This is a genomic window from Candidatus Phaeomarinobacter ectocarpi, from assembly GCF_000689395.1.
Lineage (GTDB): Bacteria > Pseudomonadota > Alphaproteobacteria > CGMCC-115125 > CGMCC-115125 > Pyruvatibacter > Pyruvatibacter ectocarpi.
This window is the reverse complement of sequence record NZ_HG966617.1, coordinates 229,719-250,719: the sequence shown is the minus strand read 5'-3', so window position 1 is coordinate 250,719 and position 21,001 is coordinate 229,719. Positions and strand designations below refer to the sequence as shown.

Below are 21,001 nucleotides of genomic sequence, written 5' to 3'. Positions count from 1 at the left end.
CGTTATCACACTGCCGAGACTGTACTTGACCCCCATGGGGGCCATTCCTACATTCTGACCAACAGCAATTTGGCGGGACGCGATTCACCTTGTGAACAGCAACGTGAGCCGCAACCTGCCTTTCATTTCGGGATATCTGCACACCCCCGTGTACGGTCCCATGAGTATTAGGAGACGTCGCATGTCTACAACCAAAGTGACTGACGACAGTTTTGAAGGCGATGTGATTGACGCGTCCGGCCCCGTCCTTGTGGACTTCTGGGCTGAGTGGTGCGGCCCCTGCAAACAGATCGGACCGGCTCTTGAAGAGATTGCGGGCGAGCTCGGCGAAAAGCTGACCATTGCCAAGATCAACATCGACGAGAACCCCAACGTGCCGACAAAATACGGCGTGCGCGGTATCCCGACCTTGATGATCTTCAAGGACGGTCAGGTGGCAGCCACCAAGGTTGGCGCCCTGCCCAAGAGCAAGATTTCAGAGTGGATCGAAGAGTCGATCTAAGCCTCAGAACTGACGAACAATCAGACTGACAAAGTGTCTGCAGCCGGCGGTCCTATGGGCCGCCGGTTTTTGTTTGCACACACCCTCGCGCCGGACATGACGCCTGATGCTGCAGTGCAAAAATGCATGGCACGGTTAACTTGCTCGAAAGTCCGCATGCGGTCTATATCCGGCGCAACTGAGGGACTTGTGGGTCATTCGTGATCGAGGTGCTAGCGCGTTGTATGCGTTGCGTCTTTTTATTCCCTTCAAAAGTGCCAATCTGCACCGCGCCTGCGTATCAGCGCTTTGCCCCGCCGCCTTAGTGTGGTGAAGTTATCCCAATGAATTAAAGGGGAGTACGCGCGATGGAACAACTCAGCGGAATGGACGCCTCGTTTCTGTATTTTGAGACGAAGAATGCGCCCATGCACATCGGCTCAGTGGCCATTTACGACCAATCCACCGTCGAGGGCGGCGTGCTTGGTTTCAAGGAAATTCTGAAGAACTACGAGGCGCGCCTGCATATGTCGCGCGCCTTCCGTCAGCGCCTGGCTTTCGTGCCAGCCAATCTGGATCATCCCTACTGGTTTGAGGATCCGGACTTCGACATCGAGTTCCACGTTCGCCATATCGCGCTGCCGCACCCCGGTGACTGGCGCCAGCTGTGCATTCAGGCGTCGCGCCTGCATTCGCGCGCGCTCGATACCAACCGACCCCTGTGGGAATTCTACGTGATTGAAGGCCTCGACAATGTGGAAGGCATCCCCAAAGGATCCTTCGCGATCCTGTCCAAGGTGCACCACGCCATTATTGACGGTGTGTCCGGTGCTGAAATGGTTGCGGCCATCCATGACCTGAAGCCGGATGCCAAGCCAGCGCCGCCCAAGGAGCCATGGGTGCCCGAGCGTGAACCGCTGGCCATGGAACTTCTGGCCCGCACGGCCGGTCACACGGCGGTTCAGCCTTTCCGTCTTGCCAATGTGGTTGCCCGCTCCGTGCCGGCGCTCGCCCGCGCTGGCCTCAAAATGTCGACGGGTGATCTCAAGTCGTCAGGCCCCGTGCCACGTACCCGCTTCAATGGCTGCGTCTCGCCGCACCGGGTCTTTGATGGCCGCAGCTTTGCCATTGATGATCTGAAGTTCATCCGCACGACTGTGCCTGGTGCCACCATCAACGATGTGGTGCTGACGGTATGCGGCGGTGCCCTGCGCAAATATCTGGCGGACAAGGAAGAGCTTCCCGGCGATTCACTGGTCGCCATGACGCCGATTTCCGTCCGGTCACCGGACAAGCAGAAATCTGCCGGCAACCAGGTGTCTGCCATGACGGTGGCCATCGGTACTGACATCGAAGAACCGATGAAGCGCCTTGAGACGGTGTTTGAACACACCACCAACTCCAAGGAACTGACCAACGCCGTTGGCGCCAAGACGATGACGGACTACACCCAGTTCATTCCCTCCACGACAGCGGGCATGGCGGCGCGTCTTTACACCGGTCTTGGCCTCGCCAACCGGATGAAGCTGCCGATGAACTGCGTCATCACCAATGTGCCCGGCCCCAATGTGCCGCTCTACATGACCGGCGCGCGTCTGGTCACACAGTTTGGGACCGGCCCGATCCTCGATGGCATGGGCCTCATCATGCCGGTATTCAGCTATGGCGGTCAGATCACCATCTCCCTGACGTCATGCCGCGAGATGATCCCGGATCCGAGCTTCTTTGCTGATTGCATCCAAGAAAGCTTCGACGAGTTGATGGCTGCCGCCAAGAAGCGCGCAGCGTCTCCGGCCTTCAAGAAGGCCATGAAGGCTGCCCCCAAGAAGCGGGCCTCCCTGTCACGCTCTGCGGTGCCTGCACATCAGTCTGACGCAAGCCTGAGCGAGCGGGATGGCACCACTGTCTCCAAGGCCAAGACCGCAACGAAGGCAAAAGCCAAAACGAAGGCGAAGGCGAAGGCCAAGACGAAAACCAAGGCCAAGCGCAAGACAACGTCTAAGGCAAAAGCCAAGGCGGCGGCCAAGAAGCCCGCAAAGAAAAGCGCAGACCCCAAAGGCGAGCGGCTGACCGATGACGGCAAGGTGGTTTCGCTGCAGGCCGCCGAATAAGTCTCACGCGATCTGCGAGAAACAAAAGGGCCACCGCAAGACTGCGGTGACCCTTTTTGTTTTCACGTAACCCACCCCGCATCTCCGGACTTGACCCGGAGCCTACTCGCAGAGGCAGTAAACCGCAGCAAATGAGGGTGGACCCCGCCCTCCGGTCAAGCCGGAGGACTAAAGGATCACCAAGTCCGGGGATACGGGTCTCCCTAGGTGTTCCGCGCCAAGACTTCGCCCGCGAGATAGAGCGACCCGCAGATCACGATCCGGGGTGGCGGCGATATGACAGACGCCCGCTCCAGCGCGGTCTCGATGTCAGGCATGGAGACCGCCTCAAGGCCGGCCTCGCGCGCCATCTGCGCCACGTCGTCCGCCGGGCGGCCATTGGTCTGACCGGGAATACCCACTGTCAGCACCGTGGAGGCCAGTCCATCAAACGCTTCAAAGAAGCCGCCGGTATCTTTTGAGTCCATCATGCCGCTGATCAACACCAGGGGGCGCGGGTTCTTGTCTTCAAGGTCCGCCAGTGTCTCTGCGATAGCCCTTGATGCTGCGGGATTGTGCCCCCCGTCCAGCCACAGTTCTGCACCGGGTGCCTTGTCGGCCAGAGCGCCAGAGGACAGGCGCTGCATGCGCGCGGGCCATTCAACCTGCTTTAGTCCGTTGCCTATCGCTGTTTCATCCAGCCCGCCAAAGGCACGTGCCGTAGCAACGGCGGTTGCCGCATTGGCAATCTGGTGGCGTCCGCGCAGGCCGGGAAGCGGCAGGTCCAGCAGGCCGGTTGTGTCCTGAAATACCAATCGACCGTGTTCTTCAAAGGCTGTGAATTCCTGGCCAAAGCGCGCCAGCGGCACTTCCAGCCGTGCGGCTTCGCCTTCAATCACCTCAAGGGCTTCGTCCACCTGCGGAGCAACAATGGCAGGCACGCCGTGCTTGAGAATACCGGCTTTCTCTCCGGCGATCTCGCCCACCGTGTCGCCAAGAAAACTTTGATGATCGAGGGAAACCGGCGTGATGACGCAGGCCCGCGGCGTCTCGATGACATTCGTGGCATCAAAGCGCCCGCCAAGCCCGACCTCCAGCAACGTCACATCTGCCGGTATGCGGGAGAACGCCAGAAAGGCTGCCGCCGTGGTAATCTCGAAGAACGTGATGTCGCCGCCGTCATTGGCCGCTTCGCAATCACTCAGCAGGCGGATCAACTCATCTTCGGAGACCGGCGCACTTTTGCCGGTTGGGTCCGGCACGCGAATGCGCTCGTGGAACTTGACCAGATGCGGTGATGTATAGGTGTGCACCCGCAGGCCCTGCGCCTCAAACATCGCCCGCAGATAGGCCACGACCGAGCCTTTGCCATTGGTCCCGGCCACATGAATGACCGGTGGAATGTGCAGGTGCGGATTACCCAGAGCACCGAGCAGCCGCTCAAGACGGCCCAAAGACAGGTCGATGAGTTTGGGATGCAGCCCCGTCAGCCGATCAAGGATCGCATCGCTTGACTGGCGCTGGGGGAGGGTCTTCGCGGACACGTTGCTATTCAGCGCCGGCAGCGGTCGCAGCGCCTGCCTCGTAAGGAACCGGCGCCGTGCCCTGAGGCATTGCCTGGGCAGTTGGGGCTGTTGCAGGTTCGATCATCAGCAGGGAAATCAGTTTTGCCAGGGTGTCGCGCATGTCGCCGCGCTTCACCACCATGTCGACCATGCCGTGCTCCAGCAGATACTCAGCGCGCTGGAAGCCCTCAGGCAGTTTTTCACGGATGGTCTGTTCAATCACACGCGGACCGGCAAAGCCGATGAGCGCACCGGGCTCTGCAATATGCACGTCGCCCAGCATGGCGTAGGACGCGGTCACGCCGCCGGTGGTCGGGTCAGTCATCACCACGATGTATGGCAGGCCTGCTTCGCGCACCATCTGCACGGCCACCGTCGAGCGTGGCATCTGCATGAGAGACAGAATGCCTTCCTGCATGCGCGCGCCACCGGCAGCGGCAAACAGGATGAGCGGGGCCCGGCGTTCAACCGCAAGCTCCGCCCCCTTCACGATGCTTTCGCCTGCCGCCATGCCCAGGGATCCGCCCATGAAGGCGAAATCCTGAACCAGCACGACCGCGTTCTGTCCGCTGATCGCGCCCAGGGCGATGGTCATCGCATCTTCTTCGCCGGTCTTGGTGCGCGCCTCTTTCAGGCGATCGGTGTATTTGCGCTGATCGCGAAACTTGAGCGGATCGGCTGGCACTTCCGGGTTGTCGATTTTTTCCCAGGTGCCGCCGTCAAACAGATTGTCCAGACGGGCCTTGGCGCGCAGGCGCCCGTGATGACCGCAATTGGTGCAGACATGAAGGTTCTCCTCCAGGTCACGATGGAAAATCATCTCGCCGCAGTTCTTGCACTTGTGCCAGAGGTTTTCCGGCGTATCGCGCTTTGCCGAAAGGAAGGTGCGGATTTTGGGTCGCACCACATTTTCAAGCCAGCTCATGTCGTTTTCCTCAGGTCCGTTCTCTGTGTGCCCGTATCCTGCCGTTTATGGGGGCAAAATCAGGCCAAATCATGCTGTTGAGCAGTCTACGCTGCGTGGGCCCCTGCGGCCAGTTCCGCCGCCAAGGCCAGAATCTTGGGTACGGTTTCATCGGTGGGGCGGCCATCAGCATCCAGCGTGGAGGCAATGCAGTCCACAAAGGCCGAGCCCACCACTGCGCCGTCGGCAACACTCGCCATATCGCGGGCCTGCTCCGGCGACTTGATGCCAAAGCCCACCACAACCGGCAGGTCTGTTGATCCGGTGATACCGCTCACGGCTGACGCAACTTTTTCAACCTGCGCTGACGCTGACCCGGTAATGCCGGTGATCGATACGTAATAGACAAAACCTGATGTGTTCGCGAGCACGGCAGGCAGACGCTTTGCGTCCGTTGTCGGTGTGGCCAGCCGGATGAAGTTCACGCCCGCCTTGGTCGCAGGGATGCACAGCTCTTCATCTTCTTCTGGCGGCAGATCCACCACGATGAGACCATCCACACCGGCTTCCTTGGCATCAACCAGAAACTTGTCGACGCCGTAGATGTAGATGGGGTTGTAGTAGCCCATCAGCACGATCGGTGTCGTGTCATCGTCGGCGCGGAACGCCCGCACCAGGTCAAGCGTCTTGATCATGGTCGCGCCTGCATTGAGCGCCCGCAGACCACCGGCCTGAATGGCAGGGCCATCGGCCATGGGATCAGAGAACGGCATGCCAAGCTCTATGATGTCGACGCCTGCATCGGGCAGACCCTTGACGATCTTCAACGATGTATCAGCGTCGGGATCACCAGCGGTGACATAGCCGACAAAGGCTTTCTTGCCCTGTGCCTTGAGTTCGGCAAAGCGTGTGTCGATGCGTGTCTTCTGGGAAGGAGTATGGGTCATGCCTAGAGCTCCACGCCCAGATAGCCAGCGACGGCGAACACGTCCTTGTCGCCACGGCCGCACAGATTCATCACCATCAAATGGTCCTTGGGCAGCGTGGGTGCGAGTTCCGTCACCCGCGCCAGGGCATGCGACGGCTCAAGAGCGGGTATGATGCCTTCCAGCCGCGTGCACAGCTGGAACGCTTCCAGCGCCTCATTGTCGGTTGTGGACAGATAGGTCACCCGCCCTGAATCCTTGAGCCAGGAATGCTCAGGACCGATGCCGGGATAATCAAGGCCTGCCGAAATCGAGTGGCCTTCAATGATCTGGCCGTCGTCGTCCTGCAGCAGATAGGTCCGGTTACCGTGCAGCACGCCGGGCGACCCACCAGTCAGGGATGCTGCGTGCTCTCCGGGCTTATCAAGCCCGTGGCCTGCCGCTTCCACGCCGTAAATATCCACGTCCGGCTCATCGAGGAATTCATAGAACAGCCCCATGGCGTTGGACCCACCGCCGATGCAGGCAATGAGCGAATCCGGCAGGCGGCCTTCGCGCTCCATCATCTGGGCACGGACTTCCTTGCCGATAATCGACTGGAAGTCGCGCACGAGCTCGGGATAGGGATGCGGGCCTGCGACCGTGCCGATGATGTAGAACGTGTCTTCCACATTGGTAACCCAGTCGCGCAGGGCCTCGTTCATGGCGTCCTTGAGGGTGCCCGTGCCAGATGTCACGGGAACGACTTCAGCGCCCAGCAGCTTCATGCGGAACACATTAGGTGCCTGCCGCTCAATGTCGGTTGCCCCCATATAGACCGTACACGGAAGGCCAAAGCGGGCCGCAACGGTGGCTGTCGCCACGCCGTGCTGGCCTGCCCCGGTTTCTGCAATGATGCGAGTTTTGCCCATGCGCTTGGCGAGCAGGATCTGCCCCAGGCAGTTGTTGATCTTGTGGCTGCCGGTGTGGTTCAGTTCGTCGCGCTTGAAGTAAATCTTTGCGCCGCCCAGATGCTCGGTCAGGCGCTCCGCGTAATACAGCGGGCTTGGGCGACCGGTGTAGTGCTGCTGAAAGTCCACCAGCTCCGCGTCGAAGGTCGGATCCTTCTTGGCGGCGCGATAGGCCTTGTCCAACGCCAGCACATTCGGCATCAGGGTTTCGGCTACGAAGCGTCCGCCATAGAGACCGAAATGGCCCTGCTCATCGGGACCCGTCTTGAACGAGTTGGGTGTCTCCGCAGGTGAGTTTGAACCGCTCACGGCAAAATCCTTTCACACTCCGCGTATGCGCGAAGCTTCTGGCCGCGCCACGCTTACGCGCGGACGCTTTGACCGCGCCACGCTTACGCGCGGGCTGCAGCCGCAAATTCCTTGATCCGCTGGGGATCCTTGACGCCTGGTGCGCTCTCAACGCCGGACGCGACGTCAATCGCCTTGGCCCCGGAAATCCGGATCGCCTCGGCCACATTGTCGGCATTCAGGCCGCCTGAGAGCATCCACGGGCACCGGCTCGTGAACCCCGTCAGCAGGCGCCAGTCAAAGACCAGACCATTGCCGCCGGGCAAGGCATTAGCGAGTGATTTAGGGGGTTTGGCGTCAAACAGCAACCAATCGGCGGCGTCTTCGTAAAGACGGGCCTTTTCGATGTCTTCAGCGCCGTTGACCGGCAGCACCTTGATGACCGGCAGACCGAAGCGGGCCTTGATCTGGGCCACGCGTTCGGGCGTCTCGCGTCCATGCACCTGAATGATGTTCGGCGATGCGCCAGCCACGATCGTGTCCAGCTCATCGTCATGGGCATCCACCACCAGCGCGACGGACTGGACCGAAGGCTTGAGGGCCGCCGCCAGATCGCAGGCGCGCTGCGGCGTCACATAGCGGGGGCTTTTTTCAAAGAAGTTGAGGCCGGCCATATCCGCCTCGATGTCGTTCACCGCGTCCACCGCTTCGGGTGTGGTCAATCCGCAGATCTTGATGGTAAGCGACGACATGATCCCTAAAGCCCCAGATCAGCGGCGATGGCGCGGGCGGCCGCGCCTGCGTCGTCCGCAGCGGTAATCGGGCGGCCGATCACCAGAATGTCCGCACCCAGATCACGCGCCTCAGCGGGCGTCATCACCCGCTTCTGGTCGCCAATGTCTGCGCCCGCAGGACGGATGCCCGGCACAATCAGCTTGAAGTCAGGGCCAAGGTCGGCGCGGAGCGTTTCAATCTCGAGCGCGGAGCACACAACACCTTCAAGGCCTGCTTCCGCCGTCTGCTCGGCAAGGCGGCGCACATAGTCTGTTGTCGCCAGCCGGTTGCCCTGGCGTTCGAGATCGGACTGATCAAGGCTGGTCATCATGGTGACGCCGATCATGATGGGACGGCCACCGTCGGGCGCTTCGTCTGCGGCTGCCTTGGCTGCCTTCATCATGGCGAGGCCACCTTGCGCATGCACGTTGAGGATGGCGGGCTTCAGAGGAAGCAGCGAGCGCACGGCACCTGCCACGGTGTTGGGAATGTCGTGCAGCTTGAGATCAAGGAAGATCGGACGGCCTTCCTTGGCGACCTGGGCAAAGCCTTGTGGTCCCGCAGCCATGAAGAACTCAAGCCCGAGCTTGAGACCGCCAACGGCCGTGCCCACGTCGCGGGCGAGCTTTGCCGCCTTGTCCGGTGAGGGTGTGTCGAGGGCGCAGAAAACTGGATTCTCAAATGTGCTCATGGGCCGCTTTATAGCAGCACACGAGGCACGCTCCCAACCTCTCGCTGAAGGGCTGCTATGCGCTCACAAATCAAACGAACGGATAGGGAGGTTCTCGGTGTTTGGCCCGCTGATAGTTGGCCGAAACGAGCAGGAGCACGGTGGCAATGACGGCAGCGAGGTAGCCCACATAGGCTTCCGGTGCGCCCATGGGGATGTCTTTCACCGCAACGGCCACAAGGCCCCAGATGGCGGCAGCGGCATACCAGATCAATCCGCGGACACGCATCAGGACCGGGATGGCGACGAGGGCCGCCGCCAGCAGGACGAGCGACGCATATTGCCAGTCCGGCAGATCGAACGGGGCAAATCCGAAGTCGCGCAGCACACCGGACACGTTGAGCGCGGTTGCCAGTGTCAGCCAGCCTGCATAGAGCCCGAAGAGCGGCAGCACGACCGTGCGCCCCGTGTCTCCGCGATTGTCCCATGCGGCAAGGATGATGCGGATGGCGATGACCAGCATCACCACGATGATTGTGGCGAGCACGGCGTTTGGCCCATTCAGCTGCGCCACCACCATCCACGCGGTGGAGAGGCCAAACAGCATCCAGGCGCCGCTGCCTATGTCGCGATAGAGGGAGGACTGTCTTGCTGATGGCAGCGCCTGCTGCACGGCGTAGATCAGGCCCAACAGAAAAATGAGACCCCAGATGGAAAACGCATAGCCCGCCGGCACTTCCAGAGGTGACGCCGCCCCATCGCGCGCGCCGACACTTATGCCGATGCCAAGGGCCGGCATGGCGGGAACGGCGGCCTGCGAAATAGCCGTGATGACATTGAGTAGCTGGCGGCGTGTGTCTGACATTGTGTGTTCTCCCGGAACAGGCATAACACGGATACGCGCCAGCCGGTTCCAAGGATCACAGTCTTGATGGACCCTATGCCGTTTCAAACCCCTGATAATTGTCTGACGCTATGGAGTCGCAAATGTGACGGTAGACGTCCACGCCGCCAATATAGGCCATGAAGGTGCGCGGTTTGCCGGGGACATTGGCGCCGATGTACCAGGAATTGGCCTGGGGAAAGAGCGTCAGATTGGCGGCCTGCTCATTGTGGATCGCCCATTCCGTCTCGGCCTTTTCAGTGGCCGCGATGGTGGTGTGACCATTGTCCCGCATCCACGCGATGCAATCGCTGATCCAGTCAACATGCTGCTCAATCGAGACGATCATGTTGCTGAGCACTGAGGGGCTGGACGGGCCCGTAATCGTGAACAGGTTCGGGAAGCCCGCCACGCTCAGCCCCAGATAGGTGTGTGGCCCGTCGGCCCATTTATCCTTCAGGGCCATGTCGTTAATCCCGCGAATATCGATGCGCTCCAGCGCACCCGTCATCGCATCAAAGCCCGTGGCAAACACAATCGCATCATAGCTGTCTTCACCGCTGGTGGTGCGCACACCGGTTGGCGTGATCTCCTGAATGGGGGTCTTGTGCAGATCGACAAGCCGCACATTGTCCCGATTGTAGGTCTCATAATAATTGGTATCGAGACAGGGGCGCTTGGTGCCCAGCGGATAGGTCTTAGGGGCCAGCGTTTCAGCGGTTTCAGGGTCTTTCACACGGGCACGAATTTTGTCACGCACAAACTCGGAGACCAGATCATTGGCGTCCTGGTTGGAGAGCACGTCCATGTATGACGACGTGAGCGCGGTGAGGATGCCGGATTCCCATGCCGTTTCCAGACGGGCCTTGCGTTCATTGTCACCCTCGGCAGCGGCTGGCATCAGGTTACGCTCAGGATACGGAATACCTGCCAGATGATTGCGCTGGGCTTCGCGATAGTCGCGATAGGTGGTCTTCATCTGCTGAATTTCAGTTTCTTCCAGCGGGCGGTTGAACGCCGGCATGGAATAGGCCGGTGTGCGCTGGTGCACCGTTAGCTGGTCTGCCTGCTCCGCAATGTGCGGAATGGCCTGAATGGCGGAGGAGCCTGTGCCGATGACGGCGACTTTCTTGCCGGAAAAATCAACGCCCTCATGGGGCCAGAGGCCGGTGATGTATGTCTCGCCCTTGAACGTATCTGCACCGGGAATATCCGGCGTCTTGATTGCAGACAGACACCCTGTCGCCATGATCAGATATTGCGCAGAGATCACCTCGCCTGAGTCAGTGTAGACATTCCAGCGCGCGGTATCTTCATTGTAGAGCGCGCGCGTGACGCTGGTTTCAAAGGTGATGTCACGGCGCAGATCGAACCGGTCGGCCACATGCTGCGCGTATTCAAGAATTTCAGGCTGGGGTGAATATTTCTCTTTCCACGTCCACTCCTGTTCAAGTTCCTCATCGAACGAGAACGAGTACGCCATGCTTTCAATATCCACACGGGCGCCGGGATAACGGTTCCAGTACCATGTGCCACCCACATCATCGGCCCGCTCGATCACGCGGGTCGACAGGCCCTGCTGGCGCAGCTTGTGAAGCTGATACATGCCCGCAAAACCAGCGCCGACGATCACGGCGTCAACCTCGCTCGATGTGGCCAGATGCCGGTCGATCTGCTGGCCGACATATTCAAGCGCTGTCGCGGCGGCTGGCAACAGGCCGGGCATGGCGAAGAAATTGTGCATCTGCCGGTCAAAGCGTTTGATCGTGACGGGGACGCCCGCTGCCTGCATTGCTTCGCCATAGGCTTCGGCCTCATCGCGCAGCACGTCATATTCTGCGGTCACAACCAGCGCAGGTGGCAGACCGGACAGATCCTTTGCACGCGCAGGTGACGCGCCGGGCTCTTCGCGGTCTTTTTTGTTCGGCGCGTAATGATCCCAGAACCATTCCATCAGCGGCGTATTCAGCAGCAACTGATTGTCCGGGTTGGCATAGCCGGGCGTGTTCATCGCCCCATCGGTGACGGGATAGACGAGAAGCTGCAGCGAGATGTCCGGTCCATTCTCAGCCTTTGCCCGCTGTGCGACGACCGCGGCGAGATTACCGCCCGCGCTGTCGCCCGCCACGATGATCGGCACGCGCTTTCCAGCAATGGACGTGATGTTGGCGTCGACCCATGTCAGCGCGTCATAGGCATCATGGGCTGCCGCTGGGTAACGATTCTCAGGGGCCTTGCGATAATCGACAAGGATGACGGCAGCCCCTGTGCGTTTGGCAAGTTGGCGGCCCAGCGTGTCGTACTGATCAATGTCGCCCAGCACCCAGCCGCCGCCGTGATAGAAAATGAGTGCCGCGCGCGGGGTCTCAGTGGGAGAGAGGACGCGCACCCGGAACCCGGCACCATCAGAGCCCGTAATGGTTTCATCCCGCACCGATGCCATGTCCGGGCCCGGCGGATAGGATTCAGCGATCTGGCCACCCGCGAGACGCGCCTCTTCGGGCTCCATCTCATGGAAACCGGGCGCGCCCAGCGATGCCAGTTGCGCCAGAAATGCGGTGCTTGCGAGATCCAGTTTCATGATGACGTTTCCTCTTTGGCGTATTGCGCGACTTTGAACGTGCCCGGCCGCAATTTCCAGCGCGTATCGATTTGCAGAGCCCCACCCATCGACCGCTGACATAGCGGGGCGATTTATCCTGGTGGCGACTGGTGTTGGAAATGGAAGGGTCTTTTTTTCTCGTGGTCTTTACCTGACCATCGGCATCTTCCCGGTTCCCGGAGTTGCAGGTGCCAACCACCTGCAACTCCGGAGATATTGGGCAACAATTGTTGCTTTCGCGGACCTGCTGACTAGAGCACTGCCAGCAATTCGCGGACGATCATGACCATGAGCAGAATCCAGCCCAGCGCGAAGAGCGGGAAACGGATGGCGACCGCATTGCTGGTCCACTGCCACAGGGAGTGAATGACGCGCGAGGCGACAAAGCCCCAGGCGCAATACATGTGGATTTCATCCGCACGGCCGCTCACCAGAATGGCCAGCACCACGGCGTAGAAGATCACCGGCACTTCAAACAGGTGGTTGTAGTTGTCGGCCATCTGGCGCGGGCGCGTCGGCAGGACACTCAGCGCGTCTGTGTGCTTGGCATCGTCCGGTGTCAGACCGGCTTCGTTCATGGCGCCCAGGCGCACGAAGGTCATGAGAATCCACGTCACGGCAGTCCAGGCCGCCATGACATAAAGCGCTGCAAGCAGATCACCTGAATAGGTTGCTGACGCCGTCACGTTGTTGATGAGTTCTTCCATTATCTTTCCTCTTCTTGTGTGGGGGAGTTAGTTGGGTCGGTGCTCTGACCGATACTGGGGCCGGTCACCATCAATGGTGACGCGGTGCATCTGACGGTGCTCAGGGAAATAATCTGCAATGGCATAGTGCTGGGTGCAGCGGTTGTCCCAGAAGGCAACGGAGTTTTTCTGCCAGCGGAAGCGGCACTGGAATTCAGCCTGCTTCACATGCTCATGCAAAAAGGCCAGCAGCGCATCGCTTTCCTTCTGCTTCATGTCCTTGATGTGGGTGGTGAAGCTCGAGTTCACGAAAATACCCTGACGGCCTGTGACCGGGTGCGTACGAATGACGGGATGCTCCGCAGGCGGATGTTTTTCGCGCTCGGACTGCATCTTGCCATCAGCCTGATTGCGGTACAGCCGGCCGCTCTTGCCGAACACGTGCTCATAGTCATGCACCGCGGTCAGCTCGCCCAGCATGCGCTGCATCCGGTCTGACAGGGCTTCATAGGCGGCATACATGCTCGCCCACATGGTGTCGCCACCGGTTTCCGGCATCATCTTGGCGTGCAACACGGAGCCCAGCGGCGGCTCCTGCATGAAGGTCACATCGGTGTGCCAGTTGTTGAGGTCGGGTTTGCGCTTTGGACCATGCTCGATGACGATGATCTCAGGGTGCTCTTCGCTGTGATTGGGCGCGAATGGATGCACCTGCAGGTGACCAAACTTGCTGGCAAAGTCCTTGTGCTGCGCCGGTGTGATGTCCTGATCGCGGAAGAAGATGACCCCGTGGGCCATCAGCGCATCATGGACGGCAGCAAAGGTCTCATTGCCCAGCGGCTTGCTCATATCGACGCCGGAAATTTCCGCGCCAATGGTCGGTGTCAGCCGATCAATCGTAATGGCGTTGCTCATGAAGCCCGCCTCCCCTCATCAGTTTCCTCCAGCTGCGCCGCTCTTTTGGTGGCGGTCGTCAGCGTGTCGGGAAAAGCATAACGCGGGAAAAGCGCGGAGTCAGGCTTTGTATTTTCAGATTTGGATGACCCGGAATTCAATCACCCTCACGTGTCCCCGGACTTGATCCGGGGTCCACTCTCTTTCGCTGTGATGTGTGGCATCTGCGAGTAGGCCCCGGATCAAGTCCGGGGACACGTAGAGGGTTATGTCCGCTCAAACGCGAGTGTGGCCGCTGCTAGGTCCTCCAGCGCGACACCAACCGACTTAAACAGGGTGATCTGGTCGTGGTAGCGCCGCCCGGCCCTGTCGCCACGGGCCAGATCATGGAGATCAGCTGTAATGTCTTCAGTGGTGATTGCGCCGCTCTCAAGGGGGGCGATAATGTCGCCTGCCTCGCTCATGGCGCCCGTGCGGGTATCCACAAAGACGCGGGCTCGCGATACCACCTCGTCATCCACCTCCCGCATGTCCGGCCGGTAGCCACCGACACAGTCCAGGTGGACGCCGCGCTGCAGCCACTCTCCCTTGATGAGCGGCTGGGTGCTGCCGGTGGCCGTGCAGATGACATCCGCGCCGCGCACAGCACCTTCCAGGTCCGTTGTGGCGGCGACCTTCAAATCAGGCCGAGTCAGGCGTTTGGCGAGTTTTTCTGCCGTGGCGGGTGTGCGGTTCCAGATCAGCACGTTGCAGATGGGACGGGCTTCCGCATGGGCCTTGATGAGATGGGGCACCAGCGCGCCGCTGCCGACCACCAAGAGGCGTTCAGCGTCCTGGCGAGCCAGATAGGTAGCGGCCAGGGCAGATGCTGCCGCCGTGCGCCACGCGGTCAGGGTCGGGGCATCCAGCAGACCCAATGGCTCGCCCGTGCGGCCAGACATCAGCACATAGACGCCCGTGAGCGACGGGATGCCCTTGGTGCGATTGTCAGGGAAAACGGATTGGACCTTGACGCCGATATAGCCGCGCCGCCCGCTCATATCGCCGGACCGGGCCGTACCGCGCACCCAGGCGGGCATGACCATCAGGTCGCCGGCACCGGGCTCATCGGGGCCAAGGCTTGATTCAATGTGGTGGAGGGTGCGTGCCGGGTTGGCGATGTCGTCACGAAAGGCCGAGCGCAACCGCTCCATCAAGGAGCGGACGTCCAGGGCCTGATTTATCTCAGCCGCCGTGACGAGACGCATTTGCCGTTTGATCCGATAAGGCCGGTGCGGTTGCGCCCGCAACGGCAAGAGCTGTTCCTGCGCCTTCAACGCTGTTGGAATTGGCAGCGCCCTGCTGCTTTTGCACGCGCTTCAATTCGCGCTTGGCCTGACGTTCTCCCTTGCGGTGTCCGCCCTGGCCAACCCACGCCCCAAGGCCACCGGCCAGAAGCCCTGCCAGAAAGGCACCCATGATGACCACGATCAGCGGCACGGTGAAGGCCAGCGCCGGACGGGTGGATGAGAAGGGATCAAGGCTGAACTGCACCGGCACCATGTTGGCCAGGGTCAGCACAACGCCAACGAGTACGCAGGGAAGGAGAATGAACCAGGTCTTCAACGTCACTTACAAGATCACTTTCAAACGGTTTGTCTTGTGAACATGGCAGGCGAATAGGGGCAGGATGTTACCTCAGCCACGCGCATTGAACCACTGCCAGCGGATGCTGACGCGATGTTCAGATTCAGGAAGCGTGAAGGCTATTCGCCGGCAGCCAGATTGGGGGCCAGGTCCTGCACATCATCATTGTCCGGCTCACCGGCTTCTGATGGCTGTTCCGTCAACGCCGCATCGGAGCCCAGCGGGCGGCGGTTGAGCCGTTCGCGCAGTTCCTTGCCGGTCTTGAAGAACGGTACGGACTTCGCTTCCACTTCCACCGGTTCACCGGTGCGGGGGTTGCGGCCGGTCCGAGCCGGGCGTGTCTTGACGGAAAACGCGCCGAAGCCACGCAGTTCCACACGGTCGCCATTGGCCAGCGCCTGCGCAATCTCCTCAAAGATCGTGCCGACGATGCGCTCAACGTCGCGTTGATACAGATGCGGATTGGCCTGCGCCAACCGCTGTACGAGTTCTGACTTAATCATCCGGCCCTTGTCCCTAGTGCCAAGCCGTAACGATGCCCGAGGAGGCAGGGGGCGTCAAGTTGCGTGAACGCAACAAGGCGAGCATTTTCAAAGGCTTATCCATCTCGAGCCTTGAGCGTACTGGAAAACATGACGGCGGTGTCATTTTGACGCACAGGGTTTAACGCTGATCGGTGGGGCGCCAGGCCGCAAAACCAAAATGGCGACAGGGAGTTTTCCCTGCCGCCACAATGATTTTCTGTCAGCTTCGCTCTATGAACGAAACGTCATTTTCTGTGCGAAACGACTAGTCGTCGTCTTTGCCCTTGAGGGCTGCACCCAGAATGTCGCCGAGGGAGGCGCCAGAGTCGGTAGAGCCATACTGTTCGACGGCCTCCTTCTCTTCAGCGATTTCCTTCGCCTTGATCGACAGGGAGACGCGGCGCGACGCCTTGTCGATCTGGGTGACGCGGGCATCAATCTTGTCGCCAACATTGTAGCGATCAGGACGCTGGTCAGCGCGATCACGGCTCAGTTCGGAGCGACGGATGTAGGAGGTGAACTGCTCTTCACCCACTGTCACTTCAAGACCGTTTTCCTCCACATTGGTGACCGTCACGGTGATGATTTCACCGCGGCGGATGTCGCCAACGCTTTCGAAGGGATCGCCGCCCAGCTGCTTGATGCCAAGGGAGATGCGTTCCTTGTCCGGGTCCACGTCAAGAACGGTGGCTTTCACCATGTCGCCCTTGGTGTAGTCGGCAATGGCTTCTTCGCCAGAGCGATTCCAGTCGAGGTCGGAGAGGTGGACCATGCCGTCCACGTCGCCGTCGAGGCCAACGAACAGACCGAATTCGGTGATGTTCTTGATCTCGCCTTCAACTTCAGTGCCCTGCGGGAAGTTGACCAGGAAGGATGACCATGGGTTGTCGAGGCACTGCTTGAGACCAAGCGAGATGCGACGCTTCACAGGGTCGACTTCCAGCACCATCACTTCGACTTCCTGAGAAGTGGAAACGATCTTGCCTGGATGTACGTTCTTCTTGGTCCAGCTCATTTCAGAGACGTGGACAAGACCTTCAACACCTGGTTCCAGCTCAACGAACGCGCCGTAATCAGTGATGTTGGTCACGCGGCCCTTGATCTTGAGATCAACAGGGTATTTGGCAGCAACGCCATCCCAGGGATCAGCCTCAAGCTGCTTCATGCCAAGCGAAATACGCTGGGTTTCCTGGTTGACCTTGATGACCTGCACATTGACCGTCTGGCCGATGGACAGAACGTCTGTCGGGTGGTTCACGCGACGCCACGCAATGTCCGTGACGTGCAGGAGGCCGTCGACGCCGCCCAGATCCACGAATGCACCGTAATCGGTGATGTTCTTGACCACGCCTTCGAGGACCTGACCTTCGGTGAGGTTCTCGACGAGTTCCGCACGCTGTACTGCGCGTGTTTCTTCAAGCACGGCACGGCGGGACACCACGATGTTGCCGCGGCGGCGGTCCATCTTCAGCACCTGGAAGGGCTGGGTGATGTTGAGAAGCGGTGTGATATCGCGCACTGGGCGGATATCGACCTGGCTGCCCGGCAGGAAGGCGACAGCGCCGCCCAGATCCACCGTGAAGCCGCCTTTGACGCGACCAAAGATGTGGCCGTCGACGCGTTCGTTCTTTTCGAAAGCCTTTTCGAGAAGCTCCCAGGCTTCTTCGCGACGGGCCTTGTCGCGGGAGAGGACGGCTTCACCCATCGCGTTTTCCACGCGCTCGAGATAGACCTCCACTTCACCACCAACCGTCAGACCGTGTTCCTGGCCGGGGGCTGCAAATTCCTTCAGAGGCACGCGGCCTTCTGTCTTGAGACCCACATCCACGATTGCCATGTCGTTTTCGATGGCAGTGACCGTGCCTTTGACGACATAGCCTTCCGTCATGTGAGTGGTCTCGAGGCTCTCCATCAGGAGGGCTTCAAAATCGTCGGTCGTCGGGTTAAGGCCGGGATCGGCCGCAGTTTGAGACATAAATGGTTGCTCCAGTAGCATTGTATGTTTTCGGGCCGCTCGGTTGTCTCCGGCGGTCTTCCGCGTGGGGCTAACCCCACTGCAGCTTTTTTGATCGTTGTTTGACCCATCATTCAGAGGCATGTACCCCACGAAAAAAGGCGCGAAATCTCCCGTTTTTCGGGGTCTTTCACACCTTGCGACGGCAATATGATGAGTGGCGTCAGACAGCGGTTAGTTAAGAGCAACTCCCTTAAGAAACGTGACTATCGCCGCCCGACAATATCGAGCGCCGCTTGGATCGCCGCTTCTATACTCAAATTGGTGGTGTCGAGCAAGGTTGCATCCGCAGCCTGCACCAGGGGCGACGTGGCTCTTTCACTGTCCCGGCGGTCCCTTTCGGTGAGGTCTGCCAGCACCTGTGCCTGGGTCAGCTCGGGGTCCGACTTGACCAGTTCCAGCCACCGCCGATGCGCACGCGCGTCATCAGAGGCCGTAACAAAGAGTTTTACGTCTGCGTCAGGGCACACAACCGTGCCGATGTCCCGCCCATCCATCACCACCCCGCCCTTGCCGGCGGGTGGATTTTTGGCGATGCGGCGCTGGGTTTCCAGCAGCTGGGCGCGCACCTGCGGCTTGGCTGCCACGAGGGAGGCTGCGGTCCCCACTTCCCGGGTGCGGATGGCGGTCTGGTCGATGGCTTCAATATCAAGTGTTTCAGCCGCCCTGGCAGCGTCTGCATCGTCCGCCGGGTCACCACCCGCCAGGATCACCGCATGCGCCACAGCTCTGTAAAGAGAGCCCGTGTCGAGATAGGCCAGATCCAGCTTGCTCGCGAGATCTTTAGCAATGGTCCCCTTGCCGGCTGCGGCGGGGCCATCAATGGCAATCACGAGTGCGCTCATTCGAAGATACTCTAGTTATTGGTGGGCGATATCTGCGCGCCCAGCCCGACCATCAGGTCGCGGAAGGCCGGAAAGCTGGTGGCGATCATCGCCGCATCGTCGATTGTCACAGCCGACTTGGCAGCCAGGCCCGCCACAAGGCCTGACATGGCAATGCGGTGATCCAGACCCGTCTGCACATGGCCACCGCCGGGAATGGCGCCGCCAATGCCCGTGACGATCATGCCGTCCTCCAGCTCCTCCACCTGTGCACCACAGGCTTCAAGCATGGCCACGGTGGCTGAAATGCGGTCGCTTTCCTTGACGCGCAGTTCTTCAAGCCCGCGCATCACGGTCTTGCCGGTCGCAAAGGAGGCGGCCACGGCCAGCACCGGATATTCATCAATCATCGAGGCAGCACGTTCGGGGGGCACTTCGACGCCTTCCAGCGCACTGAAACGCGCGCGGATGTCAGCGACGGGCTCGCCCCCGCTTTCGCGCTCGTTTTCAAACGTAATGTCGGCGCCCATTTCCTTGAGCGTGGTGAACAGCCCGGCGCGCAGCGGGTTCACCATCACGTCGCGGGCGACCACGTCAGATCCGTCGATCAACAGGGCTGCCACCAGCGGGAAAGCCGCGGACGATGGGTCCGCAGGCACATCCACATGGGTGGGCGTCAGTTCGCATTCGCCGGTGACGCGCACCGCATGAATGCCGTGCGGCCCCTCTTCCACCGCCACCTCGCAGCCAAAGGCGCGCAGCATGTTCTCCGTATGGTCGCGTGTGCGCACCGGCTCCAGCACGGTGGTTTGTCCGGGTGCGGACAATCCGGCCAGCAGCACGGCTGACTTCACCTGTGCGGAAGCAACCGGCAGCGTGTAGGTAATAGGCAACGGCGGCTGAGCGCCCGTTACCGTGATGGGCAGCGTCCCGCCCTGCGGTCCGGCAAAGGTCGCGCCCATGAGGCTGAGTGGATCCGTGATCCGGCGCATGGGCCGGCGCGACAGGCTGGCGTCGCCAATGAAGGTTGCCGTGATCGGGTGACCGGCCACGACGCCCATCATCAACCGGCTGCCGGTGCCCGCATTGCCGAAGTCCAGCGCCTGCTGCGGTTCGGCAAGGCCGCCAATACCAACCCCGTCGATCTCCCAGTTGCCGTCGCCCTTGTCTACTGCCTGTGCGCCCATGGCGTTGACGGCCCCGGCGGTCGCCAGCACGTCGTCGCTTTCCAGAAGGCCGGACACCGTGGTGCGACCAACGGTCAGCGCCCCCAGCAACAAGGAGCGGTGCGACATGGATTTGTCGCCCGGCACGCGCACATCGCCCTTGAGGGCGCCTGCCGGTGCGGCGCGCCAGGGCATGGCTTGGGTAGAAGAATGGCCGTGCGAAGAAGAAGCGGTCATATGGTCGCCGGTGCGTCAAAAATGCCTACAGGAACGCGCGTTTGGGCTTAATCGTGCAAGATTTGGCTCGATTTTGCGTTGGCACGCATTTCTCTTTTGACAGTCCGGAATGATCGTGGCAATGGGAAAACCTACATGCAGCGGAACAACCCGCTGCGCAACGAATATACGCTGAAAGAGGCTTGCCCGTGCCAAAGCCCGAATGGGGAACGAAGCAGATTTGCCCGGAATGCGGGGCAAAGTTCTACGACTTCAAAAAAGATCCCATCCATTGTCCAAAATGCGAACACGAGTGGCCGCAGGCAGCGCCGCCCAAGCCGCGTCGTGGCGCCAAGGCGAAGGCTCAGCCTGCCGAGGCTGAAAAGCCTGCGGAAGAGGCCGAGGCTGAGGACGACGAGGACGAAATTGAGGATGACGGCACGGAAAGCCTCGATGAGGTTGCGTCTGGCGAGAAAAAGACATCTCGCAAGCGCAAGCCCGGGCTTGATGAAGATGGCGACGATGATGATGACGATGACGACGAAGATCTGCCTGACCTGGGCGACGACGACATCGACACGGACCTCGAAGAAGATGACGACGAGGACACGTTCCTCTCCGATGATGATGACGATGAGGACGACGATCTGTCCGACGTGATCCCCACCGGCAAGGGCGACGACGACTAGCGTCAGGCCTTTTCAAAGGGGGCCGGTGACCGGCCTATGCAGGGTCTTTGCGGCCGTCGCCAATCTGCGCTTGATATGGGGCGGGACGCCGAGTAATGTCCCGCCTCTTTCGCACGCCCGGTCGGGTCTGCAGAAACAAAGGTCGCGCCCCCACGTGCGACCTTCAGGTGCCGGAAAGCGGCACGCGCCAGAGAACGGCGCCTAAAAATGGTTTTCGGGGCCATAGCTC

At 60.5% G+C, this 21,001-nt stretch carries 19 protein-coding genes; 3 read left to right on the top strand and 16 right to left on the bottom strand.

What is annotated here, in order from left to right; genetic code table 11:
- Window positions 1-181 precede the first annotated feature (181 nt).
- Window positions 182-502 (top strand): thioredoxin TrxA, encoded by a 321-nt coding sequence (trxA, locus tag BN1012_RS01235; protein WP_043948194.1) that lies wholly within the window; start codon window positions 182-184, stop codon window positions 500-502.
- Window positions 503-849: 347 nt separating this feature from the next.
- Window positions 850-2,592, top strand: a complete 1,743-nt coding sequence (locus BN1012_RS01230) for a WS/DGAT/MGAT family O-acyltransferase (RefSeq protein WP_081826142.1) — start codon at window positions 850-852, stop codon at window positions 2,590-2,592.
- 203 nt (window positions 2,593-2,795) lie between these two features.
- Here BN1012_RS01230 and BN1012_RS01225 read toward each other — a convergent pair whose 3' ends face one another.
- The 16 genes from BN1012_RS01225 to aroA all read right to left on the bottom strand — a co-directional run bounded on the left by BN1012_RS01225 (window position 2,796) and on the right by aroA (window position 20,104).
- On the bottom strand, window positions 2,796-4,115 hold the full coding sequence (locus tag BN1012_RS01225) for a bifunctional folylpolyglutamate synthase/dihydrofolate synthase (RefSeq protein WP_043948193.1): 1,320 nt from the start codon (window positions 4,113-4,115) through the stop codon (window positions 2,796-2,798).
- Between the two features lie 4 nt (window positions 4,116-4,119).
- Window positions 4,120-5,061 (bottom strand): acetyl-CoA carboxylase, carboxyltransferase subunit beta, encoded by a 942-nt coding sequence (accD, locus tag BN1012_RS01220; protein ID WP_043948192.1) that lies wholly within the window; start codon window positions 5,059-5,061, stop codon window positions 4,120-4,122.
- A gap of 86 nt (window positions 5,062-5,147) precedes the next feature.
- On the bottom strand, window positions 5,148-5,987 hold the full coding sequence (gene trpA / locus BN1012_RS01215) for a tryptophan synthase subunit alpha (protein WP_043948191.1): 840 nt from the start codon (window positions 5,985-5,987) through the stop codon (window positions 5,148-5,150).
- A 2-nt stretch (window positions 5,988-5,989) separates the two neighbouring features.
- Complete coding sequence (gene trpB, locus BN1012_RS01210; RefSeq protein ID WP_043948190.1) at window positions 5,990-7,225, bottom strand: tryptophan synthase subunit beta; 1,236 nt, start codon at window positions 7,223-7,225, stop codon at window positions 5,990-5,992.
- An 83-nt stretch (window positions 7,226-7,308) separates the two neighbouring features.
- Entirely contained in the window at window positions 7,309-7,956 is a 648-nt protein-coding gene (locus BN1012_RS01205) for a phosphoribosylanthranilate isomerase (protein WP_043948189.1), read from the bottom strand.
- Window positions 7,957-7,961: 5 nt separating this feature from the next.
- Entirely contained in the window at window positions 7,962-8,669 is a 708-nt protein-coding gene (gene pyrF / locus BN1012_RS01200; protein WP_043948188.1) for an orotidine-5'-phosphate decarboxylase, read from the bottom strand.
- Between the two features lie 70 nt (window positions 8,670-8,739).
- Entirely contained in the window at window positions 8,740-9,513 is a 774-nt protein-coding gene (locus tag BN1012_RS01195) for a hypothetical protein (protein WP_043948187.1), read from the bottom strand.
- Between the two features lie 73 nt (window positions 9,514-9,586).
- On the bottom strand, window positions 9,587-12,112 hold the full coding sequence (locus BN1012_RS16460; protein ID WP_052535563.1) for an alpha/beta hydrolase fold domain-containing protein: 2,526 nt from the start codon (window positions 12,110-12,112) through the stop codon (window positions 9,587-9,589).
- A gap of 272 nt (window positions 12,113-12,384) precedes the next feature.
- Window positions 12,385-12,840 (bottom strand): MAPEG family protein, encoded by a 456-nt coding sequence (locus tag BN1012_RS01185; RefSeq protein WP_043948186.1) that lies wholly within the window; start codon window positions 12,838-12,840, stop codon window positions 12,385-12,387.
- 27 nt (window positions 12,841-12,867) lie between these two features.
- The gene (tauD, locus tag BN1012_RS01180; RefSeq protein WP_043948185.1) at window positions 12,868-13,734 is read right to left on the bottom strand and encodes a taurine dioxygenase; all 867 of its coding nucleotides are present in this window, start codon (window positions 13,732-13,734) and stop codon (window positions 12,868-12,870) included.
- Between the two features lie 245 nt (window positions 13,735-13,979).
- Window positions 13,980-14,960, bottom strand: a complete 981-nt coding sequence (lhpI, locus tag BN1012_RS01175; protein ID WP_043948184.1) for a bifunctional Delta(1)-pyrroline-2-carboxylate/Delta(1)-piperideine-2-carboxylate reductase — start codon at window positions 14,958-14,960, stop codon at window positions 13,980-13,982.
- Complete coding sequence (locus BN1012_RS01170; protein ID WP_052534299.1) at window positions 14,938-15,324, bottom strand: lipopolysaccharide assembly protein LapA domain-containing protein; 387 nt, start codon at window positions 15,322-15,324, stop codon at window positions 14,938-14,940. The genes lhpI and BN1012_RS01170 overlap by 23 nt, the downstream gene beginning before the upstream one ends.
- A gap of 134 nt (window positions 15,325-15,458) precedes the next feature.
- Window positions 15,459-15,842: an integration host factor subunit beta gene (locus BN1012_RS01165; RefSeq protein WP_081826141.1), complete on the bottom strand. Its 384-nt coding sequence runs from the start codon at window positions 15,840-15,842 to the stop codon at window positions 15,459-15,461.
- 286 nt (window positions 15,843-16,128) lie between these two features.
- Window positions 16,129-17,838: a 30S ribosomal protein S1 gene (rpsA, locus tag BN1012_RS01160; protein ID WP_043948183.1), complete on the bottom strand. Its 1,710-nt coding sequence runs from the start codon at window positions 17,836-17,838 to the stop codon at window positions 16,129-16,131.
- Between the two features lie 245 nt (window positions 17,839-18,083).
- Window positions 18,084-18,722 carry a (d)CMP kinase gene (gene cmk, locus BN1012_RS01155; RefSeq protein WP_043948182.1) on the bottom strand — a complete coding sequence of 213 codons (639 nt, stop codon included), beginning with the start codon at window positions 18,720-18,722 and terminating at the stop codon, window positions 18,084-18,086.
- Between the two features lie 11 nt (window positions 18,723-18,733).
- A complete protein-coding gene (gene aroA / locus BN1012_RS01150) occupies window positions 18,734-20,104 on the bottom strand; it encodes a 3-phosphoshikimate 1-carboxyvinyltransferase (RefSeq protein ID WP_081826140.1) in 1,371 nt (456 codons plus the stop codon).
- A 188-nt stretch (window positions 20,105-20,292) separates the two neighbouring features.
- Here aroA and BN1012_RS01145 point away from each other — a divergent pair, with 188 nt between their 5' ends.
- Complete coding sequence (locus tag BN1012_RS01145; protein ID WP_043948180.1) at window positions 20,293-20,772, top strand: TIGR02300 family protein; 480 nt, start codon at window positions 20,293-20,295, stop codon at window positions 20,770-20,772.
- Window positions 20,773-21,001: the final 229 nt, after the last annotated feature.